This is a genomic window from Pseudomonas sp. 2725 (assembly GCF_050434585.1).
Classification (GTDB): domain Bacteria; phylum Pseudomonadota; class Gammaproteobacteria; order Pseudomonadales; family Pseudomonadaceae; genus Aquipseudomonas; species Aquipseudomonas jessenii.
In genome coordinates this window covers 375,658-394,967 of record NZ_JBNDIV010000006.1, presented here as the reverse complement: position 1 = coordinate 394,967, position 19,310 = coordinate 375,658, and the positions used below count along the sequence as shown (strand labels likewise).

Below are 19,310 nucleotides of genomic sequence, written 5' to 3'. Positions count from 1 at the left end.
GAGAAACCTGTGGGAGCGAGCTTGCTCGCGATGGGACCCTGATAGACGCCTACAAATTCAGCTCAAACCATCGCCGCAAAGTTCAGCCGGAACTGCTGCGGCGTCACCCCCAACCTGCGATTGAACACACTGCGCATGTGCTGGGCATCGCGAAAACCGCATTGATAGGCCACGGTCTTGAGCGGCGCACGGGTGCTTTCCAGTAGCGTGCGCGCCGCATCGACCCTCGCTCGCTCGACGAACTCGGCCGGGGTGATTTTCGCTTCCCTGGCAAACACCCGGGAGAAGTTGCGCGCACTCATGTTGGCGGCATTGGCCAGGTCGGCGATGGCCAGGTCGCCCGTCAGGTTGGCCAGCACGTAATGCTGCACCATCGCTACCGCCGAATCCGCTTCGGCGTGGGGTGTGAGGAACGGGCTGAATTGCGACTGCCCGCCCGAACGCTGGGTGAACACCACCAGCCGCTTGGCGACGCTCAGTGCAACTTCCGGCCCGTGATCCCGGCCCAATAGATACAACGACAGATCGATCCCCGCTGTGACCCCGGCCGAGGTGAACAGCTCGCCGTCCTCAACATACAGTCGATCCGCTTCCACCCGGGACGAGGGGCACAGCGCCGCCAGATCCGATGCGTCCTGCCAATGCGTAGTGACCGTGCGCCCCTCCAGCAATCCGGCCCGGGCGAGCATGAACGCGCCGTTGCAGATCGAGCCGAAGCGCTTGGCCCGCACGCAAGCATCGCGCAACCAGCCGTCGAATGCCATGCCGAAATCCATGAACGGCAACTGCGGCCCGCCCGCCACCAGCAACAGGTCATACGGCTCCAGCGCTTCGCTGAAATGCCGATGGGCATTGAGGGCCAAACCGTTGGAGCACGCCATCATCCCGCGCTCGACGCCGATCACCTCCAGCCGATAGTGATCCTGCGGGGCAAGGAAGCGATTGGCCTCGGAAAACACATCCATGGGGCCGGTGACATCCAGCGACTGAACGCCGGCGAATACCACGATGGCTACGGTTTTACTCATGACGTGAATCGCCTCCCTTGGATCTGATTGCACCGTCCCTTTGTAGGAGCGAGCTTGCTCGCGATGCACGTGAGGGCACCGCGTTCATCCAGGCAGCCGGCGTCATCGTTGACCTCCATCGCGAGCAGGCTCGCTCCTACAGGGTCTGCATGCACCCTAGCCAATCCACGCCCAACAAGCGAGGTTGGCGCGATATGCACGCTCATTGGCCGGGATCGCAGCCATGGATCGATTGTCCGGTTTCCGGGGCCGTAACAGACTGAAACCCTCAGCGCCGCCAAGGCGTTCACGACGAGGAAAACTCCATGAGCACCACCATCGCCGGCATCAAGATCCCCGACAGCGCACTGGCAAAGGCCACCACCGAATACATCCGCGACATCGAGTCCGACCTGCTCTACCACCACTCGCGTCGGGTCTTCCTGTTTGGTGCTCTGAGCGGCGAGCGCAAGCAACTGGCCTACAACCCGGAGTTGCTGTACGTCGGCGCGATGTTCCATGACCTGGGACTGGTGCAAGGTCATCGCAGCGACAACGAGCGCTTCGAAGTCGACGGTGCCAACGCGGCAGCGGCGTTCCTCAAGCCTTACGGATTGAGCGATGACGACATCGAACAGGTCTGGCTATCGATTGCCCTGCACACCACGCCGGGCGTGCCTCAGCATTTACGGCCCACCGTGGCACTGGTCACGGCTGGCGTCGAGATGGACGTGCTGGGCATGGACTACGCGGCGTTTTCCAGCGTGCAGCGCGAAGCGGTGGTGCATGCGCATCCACGGGGCGAGGGATTCAAGGAGTGCATCATCTGCGCGTTTGCCGACGGCTTGCGCCATCGTCCGCAGACAACGTTCGGCAATGTGAAGACTGATGTGCTGGTGGATCAGGAGCCGGGGTTCAAGCCGATGAACTTCGTCGAGGTCATTCGCAAATCTCCCTGGGTCGCATAAGCAAATGTGGGAGCGGGCTTGCTCGCGAAGGGGTCGTGTCAGTCTACATCCACATTGACTGACACAACGCTTTCGCGAGCAAGCCCGCTCCCACATTTTGAATCGGGGCGACCACAAAACCGTGGTCAACCCGACGTCAGGCTCAAGCCGCTTCCGGCGCCTGCGCGCGACGCACGTCCGGTTGCTTCCACGAGTCGGCTGCCGCTTCTTCGATCGCCTGCTGGATCGCACGACGACGGCTTTCTTCGGCGCGACGGCTGAAGAACCAGACCAGGAAGGTCACGATGGACACCGCCAGCAGGATCAGGCTGGCCACGGCGTTGATCTCGGGCTTGACCCCCAGACGGACCGCCGAGAACACTTCCATCGGCAGGGTCGTGGAGCCCGGGCCGGACACGAAGCTCGCAAGCACCAGGTCATCCAGCGACAGGGCGAACGACATCATGCCGCCCGCTGCCAGCGATGGCGCGATCATCGGGATGGTGATCAGGAAGAACACCTTCCACGGCCGTGCACCGAGGTCCATGGCCGCTTCTTCGATGGACAGGTCCAGCTCACGCAAGCGTGCCGAGACCACCACCGCCACATAGGCCGCACAGAACGTGGTGTGGGCGATCCAGATGGTGACGATGCCGCGTTCCTGCGGCCAGCCGATCATCTGCGCCATGGCCACGAACAGCAGCAACAGCGACAGACCGGTGATCACCTCAGGCATGACCAGCGGCGCGGTGACCAGGCCACCGAACAGGGTACGGCCCTTGAAGCGCGTAATGCGCGTCAGGACGAACGCCGCCAATGTACCCAGTGCCACCGCCGCGATGGCGGTGTAGCAGGCGATTTCCAGCGAGCGCACCACCGAGCCCATCAGTTGGCTGTTGTCGAGCAGGCCGACGTACCACTTGATCGACCAGCCGCCCCACACCGTTACCAGTTTGGAGGCGTTGAACGAGTAGATGACCAGGATCAGCATCGGCAGGTAGATGAACAACAGACCCAGTACCAGCATCAGGCTGGAGAAACGGAAGCGCTTCATTCTTTACCCTCCATTTCCTTGGCCTGACTGCGGTTGAACAGGATGATCGGCACAATCAGGATCGCCAGCATCACTACCGCCAGGGCAGACGCCACCGGCCAGTCACGGTTGTTGAAGAACTCTTGCCAGAGCACTTTACCGATCATCAGGGTTTCCGGACCACCGAGCAGTTCCGGGATCACGAACTCACCCACCACCGGGATGAACACCAGCATGCAGCCGGCGATGATGCCGTTTTTCGACAGCGGCACGGTGATTTTCCAGAAGCTGTTGAACGTGCTCGAACCCAGGTCCGACGCAGCTTCCAGCAGGCTCTGGTCGTGCTTCACCAGGTTGGCGTACAGCGGCAGGATCATGAACGGCAGATAGGAATAAACCACGCCGATGTAGACCGCCAGGTTGGTGTTGAGGATCTGCAGCGGCTCGTCGATCCAGCCCATGCTCATCAGGAACCCGTTGAGCAGGCCGTTATTGCTGAGGATGCCCATCCACGCGTAAACGCGGATCAGGATCGCGGTCCAGGTCGGCATCATGATCAGCAGCACCAGCACCGTTTGCACTTCCTTGCGGGCAACGGAGATGCCGTAGGCCATCGGGTAGCCGATCAGCAGGCAGAGGATGGTGCTGAAAAGCGCCATCTTCAACGAGCCGAGGTAAGCGGCGATGTACAGCTCGTCACCGGCCAGCATCGCGTAGTTGCCCAGGTTAAGCAGCAACTGCAGCTTCTGCTCGGCGTAGCTGTAGATCTCGGTGTATGGCGGAATGGCCACGTCCGCTTCGGCGAAGCTGATCTTCAGTACGATGAAGAACGGCAGCATGAAGAACAGGAACAGCCAGATGAAGGGAACCCCGATGACCATCTGACGGCCACCGGGAATTATTCGATTGAGTCGACGCTTGAATTTGCGCATGTTCATGAGCGCAGTACCACGCCGCTGTCGTCTTCCCAGTACACGTAGACCTGATCACCCCAGGTCGGACGCTGCCCGCGACGCTCGGCGTTGGCCACGAACGACTGCACCAGCTTGCCGCTTGGCAATTCGACGTAGAACACCGAGTGCCCACCCAGGTAGGCGATGTCGTGCACCTTGCCGCTGGACCAGTTGTACTGGCAGGTCGGCATGTCGGCGGTGACCAGCAGTTTTTCCGGACGGATCGCGTAGGTGACCGACTTGTCCTGCACCGAAGTGCTGATGCCGTGGCCGACGTAGATCTGACGATCCAGGTCTTTGCAGGTAATGATCGCGTGACCTTCGGCGTCGTCGATCACTTCGCCTTCGAAGATGTTCACGTTACCGATGAATTCGCAGACCAGGCGACTGGTCGGGGTTTCGTAGATGTCGATCGGGCTGCCGATCTGGGCGATCCAGCCCAGGTGCATGATCGCGATACGCTCGGCCATGGTCATGGCCTCTTCCTGATCGTGGGTCACCATGACGCAGGTTACGCCGACGCGCTCGATAATCTCCACCAGCTCCAGCTGCATTTGCGAACGCAGCTTCTTGTCCAGTGCGCCCATCGGTTCGTCGAGCAACAGCAGCTTCGGACGCTTGGCCAGGGAACGAGCCAGTGCCACGCGCTGACGCTGGCCGCCGGACAGTTGGTGTGGCTTGCGCTTGGCATACTGGCTCATCTGTACCAGCTTGAGCATTTCGGCCACGCGGGCGTCAACTTCAGCAGCCGGGATCTTGTCCTGCTTGAGGCCGAAGGCGATGTTCTGCGCCACGGTCATGTGCGGGAACAAGGCGTAGGACTGGAACATCATGTTGATCGGCCGCTCGTATGGCGGCATATCAGTGATGTCTACGCCATCGAGGAAAATGCGCCCCTCCGTGGGCCGTTCGAAACCTGCGAGCATGCGCAGCAAAGTGGATTTGCCCGATCCCGAACCGCCGAGCAGGGCGAAAATCTCGCCTTTCTTGATTTCCAGGGACACATCGTCCACGGCAATCGTCTCGTCGAACTTCTTCGTGACCCGGTCGATTTTGACCAGCACCTGTTTAGGTGACTGGTCGCCCTCGAGGGCTTTCTTATAGGCGCCGGAGGCAACTGCCATTTACGAAACTCCCGAAAAAAAGAGTGCAGTTCGCTCAAGGTGAGCCAACCTTGGATAGTTTGAGCCTTGAAACTATTTACCCGACTTGACCTTGGTCCAGCTGCGGGTCATCAAACGTTGAATATTCGGCGGTAACTCGACCGACACGTAGGTCTTGTCGAGCACCTCTTGCGGTGGATAAACCGCTTCGTCGGTGCGAATGGACTGCTCCATCAGTTTGTCCGACCCCGGGTTAGGGTTGGCATAGCCGACGTAATCGCTGACCTGGGCAATCACCTCAGGCTTGAGCAAATAGTTGATGAAGGCGTGGGCCTGCTTGACGTTGGCCGAGTCCTTCGGAATCGCCAGCATGTCGAACCAGAGCGCACCGCCCTCTTTCGGAATCGAGTAGGCGATGTTCACGCCTTTCTTGGCTTCTTCGGCGCGGTTCTTGGCCTGGAAGATGTCGCCGGAGAAACCGATCGCCACGCAGATATCGCCGTTGGCCAGATCCGCGATGTACTTGGAGGAATGGAAGTAGGTCACGTAAGGCCGCACTGCAAGCAACTTGGCGGTGGCCTTTTCGTAGTCCTTGGGGTCAGTGCTGTTAGCGTTCAGGCCCATGTAATTGAGCACTGTCGGCATCATTTCATCGGCGGAGTCGAGGAACGCGACGCCACAGCTTTGCAGCTTCTTGATGTTCTGCGGCTCGAACAGCACGCCCCACGAATCAATCGTATCGACGCCCAGCACAGCCTTGACCTTGTCGACGTTGTAACCGATGCCGTTGGTGCCCCACAGGTACGGCACGGCGTACAGGTTGCCCGGATCGTTCTGTTCCAGGCGCTTGAGCAGCACTGGATCGAGGTTCGAATAGTTCGGCAACTGCGACTTGTCGAGCTTCTGGAATGCCCCGGCCTTGATCTGCTTGCCGAGGAAGTGGTTCGATGGCACGACCACGTCGTAGCCGGTACGCCCGGCCAGCAATTTACCTTCCAGGGTTTCGTTGGAATCGAAGACGTCATAAACCGGCTTGATACCGGTCTCTTTCTGGAAATCGGCCAGGGTGGTCTCGCCGATGTAGTCGGACCAGTTATAAATATGCACGGTACCGGCGGCCTGGACACTGACAGCAACTGTCAGCCCGGCACTCACCAGCATGGCATTGCGCAACATAGAAAAAATAGGCAAGTGGAGGTCCTCTGAAATTAGTTGGGCCCAAGTTGCCCCGCGCTACATGACAACCGTGGTTGCCCGGCAACAAAACCGGCGCGCAACTTACCCTCGAAAAACCGTTCCAGCAAAACTTTCTGTCATTTAATTACACCTGCTGCCGCCACCGCGCGGGCGGCGACAACAGGTTGTTGCATCAAACCGGCTTATTTACCGGATTTGATCTTGGTCCAGCTGCGGGTCATGATCCGCTGGGTCGCGGCCGGCAAGTCGGCAATCGCGTACAGCTTGGCCAGCACGTCCGCCGGCGGGTAAACGCCCGGGTCGCTGGTGATGTCTTTATCGACCAACGCAGTTGCAGCCGCGTTACCGTTCGGGAAACGCACGGCGTTGGTGATTTCAGCCATGATTTCCGGCTTCTGCAGGAAGGTCATGAACTTGTAGGCGCCTTCGACGTTTTCGGCATCTTTAGGGATGGCGACCATGTCGTAGAAGCTGCCTGCACCTTCTTTGGGAATGTTGTAGCTGACTTTCACCTTGCCACCGGCTTCTTCCGCGCGGGACTTGGCCTGGTAAATGTCACCCGAGTAACCCACGGCCACGCAGATGTTGCCGTTGGCCAGGTCGGAGATGTACTTGGACGAGTGGAAGTAACCTACCGAAGGACGAATTTTCAGGAACAGCGCTTCGGCTTCGGCCAGTTGTTTCTTGTCCTGGCTGTCGGTTGGATAGCCCAGGTAGTGCAATGCCACCGGAATCATCTCGGTTGGCGAATCGAGGAAACTGATACCGCACGCCTTCAACTTCGCGGCGTTTTCAGGTTTGAACAGCAGGTCCCAGGAGTTGGTCGGCGCGTCGGCACCCAGTACAGCCTTGACCTTCTCGGGGTTGAAGCCGATACCGATCGAACCCCACATGTACGGGAAGGCATGCTCGTTACCCGGGTCGCTCACGGAAACGGCCTTGAGCAGGTCGGTGTTCAGGTTCTTCCAGTTAGGCAGCTTGGACTTGTCCAGCTTCTGGTAGACGCCAGCCTTGATCTGCTTGGCCAGGAAGTTGTTCGACGGTACAACGATGTCGTAACCGGACTTGCCTGCCAGCAACTTGGCTTCAAGGGTTTCGTTGCTGTCGAAGACGTCATAGACAACCTTGATACCCGACTCGTCTTCAAACTTCTTGACGGTGTCCGGTGCGATGTAGTCGGACCAGTTGTACACGTGCAGTACTTTGTCATCGGCCTGAACCGCGCCGGCCATCAAACCCATTACGGACATGGCAAGTAGAGTCTTGCCAGCGAGCTTTTTACCTAGTGCCTTCATGCGTAATGCTCCAAATTTTTCTTTTTTGAACCACTTGTTCAGCGACCGAACCCTGGCAACTGGAACCGCGGCTAGTCTGGCAAGATCCACATCGGTCTTTCAAGGAAACGGCCACGCTTTCTGACAGTTCTGAGCGAAAGTTCCTACTTCATATGTAGAACTTTGAACCTCCGCTCAGAGCCTAGCACTTAGCCCTGCAATGCACTCAGGGTCAGGTCAAGACACTTGCGAGCCTTGGTCACCAGTTCATCGATTTCCGCCGGTGTAATCACCAGTGGCGGAGCGATGATCATGGTGTCGCCGACGGCGCGCATGATCAGGCCGTTATCGAAGCAGAACTGACGGCAGATCATGCCGACGCCCTTGCCTTCGAAACGCTTGCGTGTGGCCTTGTCCTGGACCAGTTCGATGGCCCCCAACAGACCCACCCCACGAACTTCACCCACCAGCGGGTGATCGTTCAGTTCCCGCAGACGCTTTTGCAAATACGGTGCCGTTTCGGACTTCACGCGCTCGACAATTTTTTCGTCGCGCAGGATGCGGATGTTTTCCAGCCCCACAGCCGCCGCCACCGGGTGCCCGGAGTAGGTGAAACCGTGGTTGAAGTCGCCGCCCTCATTGAGCACGTCCACCACTTCGTCACGCACGATCAGACCGCCCATCGGGATGTAGCCCGAGGTCAAACCCTTGGCGATGGTCATCATGTCTGGCTTGAGGTCGTAGAAATCGCTGCCGAACCACTCGCCGGTACGACCGAAACCGCAAATCACTTCGTCAGCCACGAACAGAATGTCGTACTTGGCGAGGATTTCCTTGATGCGCGGCCAGTAAGTCTCTGGCGGAATGATCACGCCACCGGCACCCTGGATCGGCTCGGCAATAAAGGCACCGACGTTGTCGACGCCGACTTCCAGAATTTTTTCTTCCAGCTGATTGGCCGCCCACACGCCGAACTCTTCCGGGGTCATTTCGCCGCCTTCGGCGAACCAGTACGGCTGGGCAATGTGGACGATGCCCGGGATCGGCAAGTCGCCCTGTTCGTGCATGTACGTCATACCGCCCAGGCTCGCGCCGGCCACGGTGGAACCGTGATAGCCGTTCTTGCGGCTGATGATGACTTTCTTGTTCGGCTGGCCCTTGATCGCCCAGTAGTGACGAACCATACGCAGCATGGTGTCGTTGCCTTCGGAGCCGGAACCGGTGAAGAACACGTGGTTCATGCCTTCAGGCGCGATGTCGGCGATAGCCTTGGCCAGTTCCAGTACCGGCGGATGCGCAGTCTGGAAGAACAGGTTGTAGTAAGGCAGTTCGCGCATCTGTTTGCTGGCGGCATCGGCCAGTTCATCGCGACCATAACCAATTGCGACACACCACAGGCCGGCCATGCCATCGAGGATCTTGTTGCCTTCGCTGTCCCAGAGGTAAACGCCCTTGGCGTTGGTGATGATCCGCGGGCCTTTCTCTTTCAGCTGCTTGAAATCGCTGAACGGAGCCAGGTGGTGATCATTGCTCAGGGTTTGCCATTCACGGGTTTGCGGATTGTTGCTGGTCATACGAATCTCCTAAAAAAATCACGTGAAGGCGCCGCCAGGCAGCGGCGGCGCCCGGCGTATCAGACGGCAAAGAGCAGGAATTCCCTTTCCCACGAACTGATCACGCGCTTGAAGTTTTCATGCTCGGCCCGCTTGACCGCAACGTAGCCAGTGATGAAATTTTTGCCCAGGTAACGCTCGATGGTCGCGCTGTTTTCCATGCGTTCCAGCGCGTCTTCGATGGTCAGCGGCAGGCGCAGGTTGCGGCGTTCATAGCCACGCCCCACTACCGGCGCACTCGGGTTCAGGCCTTCGACCATGCCGATGTAACCGCAGAGCAGGCTCGCGGCAATCGCCAGGTACGGGTTGGCATCGGCGCCCGGCAGGCGGTTTTCCACCCGACGGTTTTGCGGCCCCGCATCCGGCACCCGCAGGCCCACGGTGCGGTTCTCTTCGCCCCACTCCACGTTCACCGGCGCCGAGGTATCCGGCAGGAAGCGGCGGAACGAGTTGACGTTGGGTGCGAACAGCGGCAACAGCTCGGGAATGAGTTTCTGCAAGCCACCGATGTGGTGCAGGAACAACTGGCTCATGGTCCCGTCGTCATTGGAGAAGATGTTCTTGCCGGTCTCGATGTCGATGACGCTCTGGTGCAAGTGCATGGCACTGCCCGGCTCGCCGGTCATCGGCTTGGCCATGAAGGTCGCGGCGACGTTGTGCTTGAGCGCGGCCTCGCGCATGGTGCGCTTGAACACCAGGATCTGGTCGGCCAGGGACAGGGCATCGCCGTGACGGAAGTTGATTTCCATCTGCGCGGTGCCGTCCTCGTGGATCAGCGTATCGAGGTCCAGGTCCTGCAATTCGCACCAGTCGTAGACGTCTTCGAACAACGGATCGAATTCGTTCGCCGCTTCAATGGAGAACGACTGGCGACCGATTTCCGGGCGACCGGAGCGGCCGACCGGCGGCTGCAACGGATAGTCCGGGTCGTCACTGCGTTTGGTCAGGTAAAACTCCATTTCCGGCGCCACGATCGGCTGCCAGCCTTTGTCGGTATAGAGTTTCAGGACTTTCTTGAGCACGTTGCGCGGCGACAGCTCGATCGGGTTGCCTTGCTTGTCGTAGGTATCGTGGATGACGATGGCGGTCGGCTCGATGGCCCACGGCACCAGGTACACCGCGCTCTGGTCGGGGCGGCAGATCATGTCGATGTCGGCCGGGTCGAGCAGTTCGTAATAGATGTCGTCTTCGACGTAGTCGCCGGTCACTGTCTGCAACAGAACGCTTTCTGGCAGGCGCATGCCTTTTTCGGCGATGAATTTGTTGGTCGGCGAAATCTTGCCCCGGGTAATCCCGGTCAAGTCGGCGATCATGCATTCGACTTCTGTGATCTTGTGGTTTTTCAACCAATCGGTGAGCTGGTCGAGGTTGTTACTCATAAATGCCTCTAGGCTTGAGTTGTCTGACCCTTTTGAGGTCAGGCGTTGTTTGACGCATCGGCGTCGCGTTGTAGAGCGTTTGCGCGGCAGATTATCGTGCTTGGCAACACGGCTGCAGAGGCCGGGCGTGCAGAATCGCGAGCGGTGCCCTGAACAATGGTCAGGCCGCTATTGTGAATCGGTTCTATATTGAATGGAGTAACCGTAATGGGGGTGCCATCGCGACCGTCCAGAATATCGGACGGGGACGGTTGAACCGTCACGGATGGGAGGATCACCAGAACCGCCGGGGCCACGGAACGGACGGACGTGTCATCACTGATGTGACAAGCATGCCGACCGACCTGTCTTGAGCAGTCGGTGACGCCGATTATCGGCAGGCGAGACATGAAGCACCCCGGTATTATTGCTGTTATGGGTTTGATTCGAGCTTAGCCTTGTTCATTTTTTTACACAACACCCCCGTAAAAAATACAACACGGCCCGCTCAAGCCTGCGGGCGCCATAGAGGCCAAGGGCATAAAAACGCCCCAAAGTGCCTCAAAAAAGCCACACGGGCGCTTTTTTAGGGCAAAAAAGGCCTCGCTTGACTTCGGCATGCCGTTCGGGTTGACTGGAATCTGAAAAGATCAATGATTGATATTTTTAACAACAAAGGTGTTGCATCATGTCGGTACCCCCGCGTGCCGTTCAGCTTAACGAAGCGAACGCGTTCCTTAAGGAACATCCTGAGGTTCTGTACGTTGACCTTCTGATTGCGGATATGAATGGTGTGGTGCGCGGCAAGCGCATCGAGCGCACCAGCCTCCACAAGGTTTACGAGAAAGGCATCAACCTGCCGGCCTCTCTATTTGCTCTGGATATCAATGGCTCGACGGTGGAAAGCACCGGCCTGGGCCTGGACATCGGCGATGCTGACCGAATCTGCTATCCAATCCCCGATACCCTATGCAACGAGCCATGGCAGAAGCGCCCGACCGCGCAACTGTTGATGACCATGCACGAACTCGAAGGCGAACCATTCTTCGCCGACCCGCGTGAAGTGCTGGCCAATGTGGTGCGCAAGTTCGACGAAATGGGCCTGACCATCTGCGCCGCGTTCGAACTGGAGTTCTACCTGATCGACCAGGAGAACGTGAACGGTCGTCCGCAACCGCCGCGCTCGCCGGTTTCCGGCAAACGTCCGCACTCGACTCAGGTCTACCTGATCGACGACCTCGACGAATACGTCGACTGCCTCCAGGACATTCTGGAGGGTGCCAAAGAGCAAGGCATTCCGGCCGACGCCATCGTCAAGGAAAGTGCCCCGGCGCAGTTCGAAGTCAACCTGCACCACGTGGCTGACCCGATCAAGGCCTGCGACTACGCGGTCCTGCTCAAGCGCCTGATCAAGAACATCGCCTACGACCATGAAATGGACACCACCTTCATGGCCAAGCCTTACCCAGGCCAGGCGGGTAATGGTCTGCACGTCCACATCTCGATTCTCGACAAAGACGGCAAGAACATTTTTGCCAGTGAGGATCCCGAGCAGAACGCCGCACTGCGTCACGCGATCGGCGGTGTGCTCGAGACCCTACCGGCGCAGATGGCTTTCCTCTGCCCGAACGTCAACTCCTACCGTCGTTTCGGCGCACAGTTCTACGTGCCGAACTCGCCGTGCTGGGGTCTGGATAACCGCACCGTGGCGATTCGCGTACCGACCGGCTCCGCCGACGCCGTGCGCATCGAACATCGTGTAGCCGGCGCCGATGCCAACCCGTACCTGCTGATGGCTTCGGTCCTGGCAGGCGTGCACCACGGCCTGACCAACAAAATCGAGCCTGGCGCCCCGGTCGAAGGCAACAGCTACGAGCAGAACGAGCAGAGCCTGCCGAACAACCTGCGCGATGCACTGCGCGAGCTGGACGACAGCGAAGTCATGGCCAAGTACATCGATCCGAAATACATCGATATCTTCGTGGCCTGTAAAGAGAGCGAGCTGGAGGAGTTCGAACACTCCATCTCCGACCTCGAGTACAACTGGTACCTGCATACCGTGTAAGCGGTTGCAGTAGTGAAGAAACGCCGCCGGCCTCACAGCCTGCGGCGTTTTTTTATGGCCAACACCGCCTCCTGTGGCGAGGGGGCTTGTCGGGACGCCGCACCGCCCCGTTGGGCTGCACAGCAGCCCCAAAAAATGCACCCTCATGTGTATCAGACATACCACGATTACCGGGTTTGGGAGTGCTTCGCCCTCAAACGGGGGCAAGCCCCCTCGCCACAGGGTATGGATCATCCTCGCGCTCTGCGTACAATGCCCGCAGCCCCGCAGGAGACTCCCATGACACGCGTAGCCACCCCCCGCAAACCCCGCGCACGCAGCCAGGCCCGGATCGATTCGATACTCGATGCGGCCCGCACGCTGCTGGCTGCCGAGGGCGTGGCCAGCCTGTCGATCTACAGCGTCGCCGAGCGCGCGGAGATTCCGCCCTCCTCGGTCTACCACTTCTTCGCCAGCGTGCCGGCGTTGCTCGAAGCCTTGACCGCCGACGTCCATGCGGCCTTCCGCGCCTGCCTGCAAGCCCCTATCGACCACCACGCCTTGAATGGCTGGCGCGATCTGTCGCGACTGGTGGAACAACGCATGCTCGACATCTATGCAGAGGATGCCGCCGCCCGCCAACTCATTCTGGCCCAGCACGGCCTGACCGAAGTCACCCAGGCCGACCGCCAGCACGACATCGAACTGGGCGACCTGATGCACAAGCTGTTCGACCATCACTTCGAGCTGCCGACCTTGCCGAGTGATGTCGATGTGTTCGCCCTGGCCATGGAGCTGGGCGACCGGGTGTATGCGCGCTCGGTGCAGCAGCACGGGCAGATTACGCCGCGCATGGCCGAGGAAGGGATGCGGGTGTTTGATGCTTATGTGGGGTTGTATTTGCCGCCGTATCTGCCCAAGCGCAGCGTTCCAGCCTGAGATATTTATTGGTCACACCGGCCTCTTCGCGAGCAAGCCCGCTCCCACAGGGAAACGCATTCCAAATGTGGGAGCGGGCTTGCTCGCGAAGGCCACACCACCGAGCCGACTGATTCACGCGCATAAAAAACCCCGAAGGGCTCAAACCCTTCGGGGTTGTTGTTTACGCATGTGGCTTACAACTTGGCGATCGACACCTCGGTGGATTTCACAAACGCGATCACTTCGCTGCCGACCGCCAGTTCCAGCTCTTTCACCGAGCGTGTGGTGATCACCGAAGTGACAATGCCGGACGCGGTCTGCACGTCGATTTCCGACAGCACGTCGCCGAGGACGATTTCCTTGATGGAGCCTTTGAACTGGTTGCGAACGTTGATGGCCTTGATAGTCATGATGTTGATTCCTGTCGTTGGGTAAGACTTGAGTTATTGAGCCCAGCGCAATTGCGTAGGCAAGGGTGAAACGGGTTCCGGTTCCGGCGGTTGGCCGGGCAGCGCCAGCACGCGATTGAGGACTTCGGTTTCCAGTGCCGCCAGCCGATGGGAGCCACGAACCCGAGGGCGCGGCAGTTCCACATGCAGGTCGAGGCCGACTTCGCCGTCTTCGATCAGGATCACCCGATCGGCAATCGCCACGGCTTCACTGACGTCATGGGTCACCAGCAACACCGTGAAACCGTGCTGCTGCCAGAGCCGTTCAATCAGTTGCTGCATTTCAATTCGGGTCAGGGCATCCAGCGCACCCAAGGGCTCGTCGAGCAGCAGCAGGCGCGGCTGATGAATCAACGCACGGGCCAACGCCACGCGTTGCTTCTGTCCACCGGACAGCGCTGCCGGCCACTCATGGGCGCGATCGGCCAGGCCCACCGCTTCCAAAGCTGCAAGCGCTTGCGGCCGCCAGTTGCCCTTGAGGCCCAGACCGACGTTGTCGATGATCTTTTTCCAGGGCAGCAAACGCGCTTCCTGGAACATCAGCCGCGTGTCTTCCCGCGCGTCGCTCAATGGCGCGGCACCGGCGAGCAACTCACCGCCGGTTGGTTGATCAAGACCGGCGAGCAAGCGCAGCAAGGTACTTTTGCCGCAGCCGCTGCGACCGACCACGGCAACAAACTGGCCCGCCGGAATGTGCAGGTCGATCTCGCGCAGCACCTGCCGCGAGCCGAAGGTTTTTTGCAGCTTGCGCACCGCCAGCGGAATGCCGCGCAGCAGGCGTGGAGGTTGCTCCGCAATCATGCCGCACCTCCCTTGGCAACCTGATAGGCCGGGTGCCAGCGCAGCCAGACACGCTCAAGTCCACGGGCCGCGAGGTCGGCCAGTTTGCCGAGCACCGCGTACATCAGGATCGCCAGCACCACCACGTCGGTCTGCAAGAACTCCCGGGCGTTCATGGCCAGATAGCCGATGCCGGAACTCGCGGAAATGGTTTCCGCCACGATCAAGGTCAGCCACATGAAGCCCAGGGCGAAGCGCACGCCGACCAGAATCGAAGGCAGCGCCCCCGGCAGAATCACCTGCCAGAACAGGCTGAAACCGCTCAGGCCATAGCTACGCGCCATCTCCACCAACGCCGGGTCGACGTTGCGGATGCCGTGATAGGTGTTGAGGTAGATCGGGAACAACGTGCCCAGCGCCACCAGGAAAATCTTCGCCGACTCGTCGATGCCGAACCACAGGATCACCAGTGGAATCAGCGCCAGGTGCGGCACATTGCGGATCATCTGCACCGAACTGTCGAGCAGGCGTTCGCCCCACTTCGACAGGCCGGTGATGAAGCCGAGCGTCAGACCGATACCACCACCGATGGTGAAGCCCAGCGCGGCACGCCAGCCACTGATCGCCAGGTGTGTCCAGATTTCGCCACTGCGCACCAGACTTACACCGGCCTCGATGACGGCGATGGGTGCCGGCAGGATCCGTGTCGACAACCAACCCGCCGACACACTCAATTGCCATACCGCCAGCAGCAACACCGGCAACGCCCAGGGCGCCAGGCTGTGGATGATTTTCTTCATGACCGCGCCTCAGCTCTGGGACGCGGCTTTGGGAAGAATGTCGTTGGCGACCATCTCGCCGAACGGGCTGACGTAACCGGCGCTCTTCGGCAGTTCAGGACGTTCGACATCGAGGTGCGGGAACAGCAACTCGGCCACCCGGTACGACTCTTCCAGGTGTGGATAACCGGAGAAGATGAAGGTATCGATGCCGAGGTCCGCGTACTCCTTCACGCGGGCGGCCACGGTCGGACCATCGCCCACCAGCGCCGTACCGGCACCGCCGCGCACCAGACCGACGCCGGCCCACAGGTTAGGGCTGACCTCCAGGTTGTCGCGGTTGCCACCGTGCAATGCGGCCATGCGTTGCTGACCGACCGAATCGAAACGCGCCAGCGAAGCCTGGGCACGAGCGATGGTCTCGTCGTCGAGATGGGAGATCAGCCGATCCGCGGCTTTCCAGGCTTCATCGTTGGTTTCGCGCACGATCACATGCAGACGAATGCCGAAGCGCACGGTGCGTCCGAGCTTGGCGGCCTTGGCTCGGACCTGTTCGATTTTTTCCGCGACGGCGGCCGGTGGCTCGCCCCAGGTCAGGACCATTTCCACCTGTTCGGCGGCCAGGTCTTGCGCGGCTTCCGAGGAACCGCCGAAGTACAGCGGCGGTCGCGGCTGCTGGATCGGCGGATACAGCAACTTCGCGCCCTTCACGCTGATGTGCTGGCCGTCGTAATCGACGGTTTCACCTTCCAGTACCCGGCGCCAGATGCGGGTGAATTCCACCGAGGCCTGATAGCGTTCTTCGTGGCTGAGGAACAGACCATCGCCCGCCAACTCTTCCGGATCACCGCCCGTCACCAGGTTGAACAGCGCACGACCGCCGGACAGTCGATCCAGGGTCGCGGCCTGACGCGCCGCCACCGTCGGGGAAATGATCCCGGGGCGCAGGGCGACAAGAAACTTCAAACGCTGGGTCACAGGAATCAGCGATGCCGCCACCAACCAAGAGTCTTCGCAGGAGCGTCCGGTCGGAATCAGTACCCCGCCAAAACCCAGGCGGTCAGCGGCTTGCGCGACTTGTTGCAGGTAACCGTGATCAACGGCGCGGGCGCCTTCGGCGGTGCCAAGGTAATGGCCGTCGCCGTGGGTAGGCAGGAACCAGAAAATATTGAGGCTCATGGAGTGGTCTCCTTGGGGAATCGATTTATTGGGCTTTGGCAACGGCGGCCGGCGGCGTCCAGATCACGTCTTTGATGCTCAACGGCTTGGGAATCAGCTTGAGCTGGTAGAAGCTGTCGGCAATTTTCTGCTGCGCCGCGACCACTTCCGGAGTCAGGAACAACGCGCCATAGCCCTGGCGTTTCACCGAGGTCAGGGTGATGTCGGCTGGCAGGCCGAGCAGCGGTGAAACCTGTTGGGTCACCTCTTGCGGGTTAGCCTTGGACCACTCGCCCACCGCGCGCACTTCTTCCACCAGGGTCTTGATCACCTCGGGATTTTTCTGCGCATAAGGTTTGGTCGCCAGGTAGAACTGATGGTTGTCGACAATGCCCTGGCCATCGCGCAGGGTGCGCGCTTGCAGCTGTTGTTCGGCGGCGGCCTGGTAGGGGTCCCAGATCACCCAGGCGTCGACACTGCCACGCTCGAACGCGGCGCGGGCATCGGCCGGCGGCAGGAATACGGTCTGGATGTCGGTGTATTTGAGGCCGGCGTCTTCCAGAGCACGCACCAGCAGGTAATGCACGTTGGAGCCTTTGTTGAGGACGACTTTCTTGCCCTTGAGGTCCGCCACCGATTTGATCGCCGAGTCCTTCGGCACCAGGATCGCCTCACTGTGCGGCGCTGGCGGTTCGTAGGCGACGTAGAGCAAATCAGCACCGGCCGCCTGGGCGAACACTGGCGGAGTTTCACCGGTGACACCGAAGTCAATGGAACCGACGTTCAGGCCTTCAAGCAGTTGCGGGCCACCGGGGAATTCAGTCCATTGCACGTCCACGCCTTGGGCAGCGAGGCGTTTTTCCAGGGTGCCCTTGGCTTTGAGCAGCACCAGGGTGCCGTATTTCTGATAGCCGATTCGTAAAGTCTCGGCCTGAGCTTGAGTAATGGCGCCGAAGGTGACAGCCGCAGCAAACAGAGCGACCAGACCACGACGCAAAATGACAGGGCGCATGGCGCTCTCCTTTTTGCAGTTGGGTTTTGGCTGCACCTGCTTGCCCGTTGGCGGGCGAGTAAGGCCAGTACTTCAATTTTCGGTGAGGCTTAAATGCTCCAGCGAGCACTCAACAAACGATCATTCAACAGGTTCGGATCGAGCGGCTTGGGCCGTCGCGCCATGGCGCTGAAAAACAGCTCAAGCGATTCATTCAGTCGTTGTTCCAGCTCCGGCGCCAACTGCGCCAGGGCGCTGCCTTCGCCGTAGGCGATCTGGCTGTCGACGGCGAAAATCCCCTGCAGCATTTCCTGAGCCTTCAATGCCGACAGCACCGGTTTGAGCGCGTAATCCACCGCCAGCATGTGGGCGATGCTGCCGCCAGTGGCCATCGGCAGAACCACCTTGTGGCTCAAGGCGCGTTCGGGCAGCAAATCCAGCACGACCTTCAGTGCTCCGGAAAACGATGCCTTGTAAACCGGTGTGGCGATCAGCAGGCCATCGGCGTTTTCAATTTGTTGCAACAAGTCGATCACCTTGGGGCTGTCGAAGCGTGCGTGCAGCAAGTCCTCGGCCGGGAAGTCCCGTACCTGATAACTCACCACTTCCACGCCCTGCCCCTGTAACCAACGCTGGGAGCGATCCAGCAGCACCCCGGATCGAGAGCGCTGACTGGGACTGCCACCGAGTGAGACAACCAACATTCAGACGATTCCTTGCACGGTGTTGGCGATTCGCGGTTTGCGATCTCGCTTCGATGGAGTGACCTTAACAGTTGATTTATATATCCATAAATCATATTTATTCATTTGGTTATACCTTAAAGAAATATAGAAAGCTGTTTCTTCCAGGCAAAAAAACAGGCCGTCGAAACGGCCTGAAATCCCCTGCTTTGTGGATGCTGTTAACTGTGAAACCTGTGGTGTCTGACCCGACGCCTTCGCGAGCAAGCCCGCTCCCACAGGGGTACGCGGACAAATGTGGGAGCGGGCTTGCTCGCGATGGCGGCATCAGTTGCGCCAAAAATGCTGAAGACTTACCGGTTCGGCTGCGGCGTCAGGCGCAAGTAAGGCTTAACCGCTCGATAGCCCTTGGGAAAACGCTGTTTGATTTCATCCTCATCTTTAAGCGACGGCACGATCACCACCTCATCACCGTCCTGCCAGTTGGCCGGTGTGGCCACCTTGTAGTTGTCGGTGAGTTGCAGCGAGTCGATCACCCGCAGGATTTCATTGAAATTGCGGCCGGTGCTCGCCGGGTAGGTAATCGTCAGCCGGACCTTTTTCTTCGGGTCGATCACGAACAGACTGCGCACGGTCAGGGTGTCGTTGGCGTTGGGGTGGATCAGGTCGTAGAGGTCCGAGACTTTGCGGTCGGCGTCATCCAGGATCGGAAAGTTGACCACGGTGTCCTGGGTTTCGTTGATGTCCTCGATCCACCTGTGGTGCGACTCCACCGGGTCCACCGACAAAGCGATGGCCTTGACGCCGCGCGCTGCGAACTCATCCTTGAGCTTGGCGGTGAAGCCCAATTCAGTCGTGCACACCGGCGTGAAGTCCGCTGGATGGGAAAACAGCACGCCCCAACTATCGCCCAGCCACTGATGGAAACGAATGGTGCCGGCGCTGGAGTTCTGTTCGAAATCGGGGGCGATATCGCCAAGTCTGAGACCCATGGTGCTGCTCCTTGTGAGTGCTTGATGG

At 59.7% G+C, this 19,310-nt stretch carries 18 protein-coding genes; 3 read left to right on the top strand and 15 right to left on the bottom strand.

From position 1 onward, the window contains the following. Window positions 1-62 precede the first annotated feature (62 nt). Entirely contained in the window at window positions 63-1,028 is a 966-nt protein-coding gene (locus ABIE16_RS19560; protein WP_090452021.1) for a GlxA family transcriptional regulator, read from the bottom strand. A gap of 305 nt (window positions 1,029-1,333) precedes the next feature. Here ABIE16_RS19560 and ABIE16_RS19555 point away from each other — a divergent pair, with 305 nt between their 5' ends. Then, window positions 1,334-1,975 carry an HD domain-containing protein gene (locus ABIE16_RS19555; protein WP_154860931.1) on the top strand — a complete coding sequence of 214 codons (642 nt, stop codon included), beginning with the start codon at window positions 1,334-1,336 and terminating at the stop codon, window positions 1,973-1,975. Between the two features lie 142 nt (window positions 1,976-2,117). Here ABIE16_RS19555 and ABIE16_RS19550 read toward each other — a convergent pair whose 3' ends face one another. The 7 genes from ABIE16_RS19550 to ABIE16_RS19520 form a co-directional block, all read right to left on the bottom strand. Further along, a complete protein-coding gene (locus tag ABIE16_RS19550; RefSeq protein ID WP_057712854.1) occupies window positions 2,118-3,008 on the bottom strand; it encodes an ABC transporter permease subunit in 891 nt (296 codons plus the stop codon). Then, on the bottom strand, window positions 3,005-3,886 hold the full coding sequence (locus tag ABIE16_RS19545; RefSeq protein WP_191622238.1) for an ABC transporter permease subunit: 882 nt from the start codon (window positions 3,884-3,886) through the stop codon (window positions 3,005-3,007). Before ABIE16_RS19545 ends, ABIE16_RS19550 begins: the two co-directional genes overlap by 4 nt. Before the next feature lie 35 nt (window positions 3,887-3,921). Beyond that, window positions 3,922-5,064: an ABC transporter ATP-binding protein gene (locus ABIE16_RS19540; RefSeq protein ID WP_057712853.1), complete on the bottom strand. Its 1,143-nt coding sequence runs from the start codon at window positions 5,062-5,064 to the stop codon at window positions 3,922-3,924. A gap of 72 nt (window positions 5,065-5,136) precedes the next feature. Beyond that, on the bottom strand, window positions 5,137-6,234 hold the full coding sequence (locus ABIE16_RS19535) for a polyamine ABC transporter substrate-binding protein (protein ID WP_090452029.1): 1,098 nt from the start codon (window positions 6,232-6,234) through the stop codon (window positions 5,137-5,139). A 188-nt stretch (window positions 6,235-6,422) separates the two neighbouring features. Next, on the bottom strand, window positions 6,423-7,535 hold the full coding sequence (locus tag ABIE16_RS19530; protein ID WP_057712851.1) for a polyamine ABC transporter substrate-binding protein: 1,113 nt from the start codon (window positions 7,533-7,535) through the stop codon (window positions 6,423-6,425). Between the two features lie 188 nt (window positions 7,536-7,723). Then, on the bottom strand, window positions 7,724-9,088 hold the full coding sequence (locus tag ABIE16_RS19525; RefSeq protein ID WP_102670568.1) for an aspartate aminotransferase family protein: 1,365 nt from the start codon (window positions 9,086-9,088) through the stop codon (window positions 7,724-7,726). A 59-nt stretch (window positions 9,089-9,147) separates the two neighbouring features. Beyond that, a complete protein-coding gene (locus ABIE16_RS19520) occupies window positions 9,148-10,506 on the bottom strand; it encodes a glutamine synthetase family protein (RefSeq protein ID WP_090452034.1) in 1,359 nt (452 codons plus the stop codon). A gap of 667 nt (window positions 10,507-11,173) precedes the next feature. Here ABIE16_RS19520 and ABIE16_RS19515 point away from each other — a divergent pair. Beyond that, window positions 11,174-12,550, top strand: a complete 1,377-nt coding sequence (locus tag ABIE16_RS19515; RefSeq protein ID WP_053163627.1) for a glutamine synthetase family protein — start codon at window positions 11,174-11,176, stop codon at window positions 12,548-12,550. 279 nt (window positions 12,551-12,829) lie between these two features. Beyond that, complete coding sequence (locus ABIE16_RS19510) at window positions 12,830-13,468, top strand: TetR/AcrR family transcriptional regulator (protein WP_429521751.1); 639 nt, start codon at window positions 12,830-12,832, stop codon at window positions 13,466-13,468. A gap of 176 nt (window positions 13,469-13,644) precedes the next feature. Here the strand turns inward: ABIE16_RS19510 and ABIE16_RS19505 are convergent, their stop codons facing one another. The 7 genes from ABIE16_RS19505 to ABIE16_RS19475 form a co-directional block, all read right to left on the bottom strand. Then, the gene (locus tag ABIE16_RS19505; protein ID WP_007967989.1) at window positions 13,645-13,860 is read right to left on the bottom strand and encodes a TOBE domain-containing protein; all 216 of its coding nucleotides are present in this window, start codon (window positions 13,858-13,860) and stop codon (window positions 13,645-13,647) included. Between the two features lie 33 nt (window positions 13,861-13,893). After that, on the bottom strand, window positions 13,894-14,700 hold the full coding sequence (ssuB, locus tag ABIE16_RS19500) for an aliphatic sulfonates ABC transporter ATP-binding protein (protein ID WP_090452038.1): 807 nt from the start codon (window positions 14,698-14,700) through the stop codon (window positions 13,894-13,896). Beyond that, the gene (gene ssuC, locus ABIE16_RS19495; protein WP_090452039.1) at window positions 14,697-15,479 is read right to left on the bottom strand and encodes an aliphatic sulfonate ABC transporter permease SsuC; all 783 of its coding nucleotides are present in this window, start codon (window positions 15,477-15,479) and stop codon (window positions 14,697-14,699) included. Before ssuC ends, ssuB begins: the two co-directional genes overlap by 4 nt. A gap of 9 nt (window positions 15,480-15,488) precedes the next feature. Continuing rightward, a complete protein-coding gene (gene ssuD, locus ABIE16_RS19490) occupies window positions 15,489-16,637 on the bottom strand; it encodes an FMNH2-dependent alkanesulfonate monooxygenase (protein ID WP_090452041.1) in 1,149 nt (382 codons plus the stop codon). Between the two features lie 25 nt (window positions 16,638-16,662). Next, window positions 16,663-17,628, bottom strand: a complete 966-nt coding sequence (locus tag ABIE16_RS19485) for a sulfonate ABC transporter substrate-binding protein (protein WP_057712844.1) — start codon at window positions 17,626-17,628, stop codon at window positions 16,663-16,665. Between the two features lie 89 nt (window positions 17,629-17,717). Beyond that, on the bottom strand, window positions 17,718-18,311 hold the full coding sequence (gene ssuE / locus ABIE16_RS19480; RefSeq protein ID WP_007993145.1) for an NADPH-dependent FMN reductase: 594 nt from the start codon (window positions 18,309-18,311) through the stop codon (window positions 17,718-17,720). 332 nt (window positions 18,312-18,643) lie between these two features. Beyond that, window positions 18,644-19,282 (bottom strand): peroxiredoxin, encoded by a 639-nt coding sequence (locus tag ABIE16_RS19475; RefSeq protein ID WP_057712843.1) that lies wholly within the window; start codon window positions 19,280-19,282, stop codon window positions 18,644-18,646. Window positions 19,283-19,310: the final 28 nt, after the last annotated feature.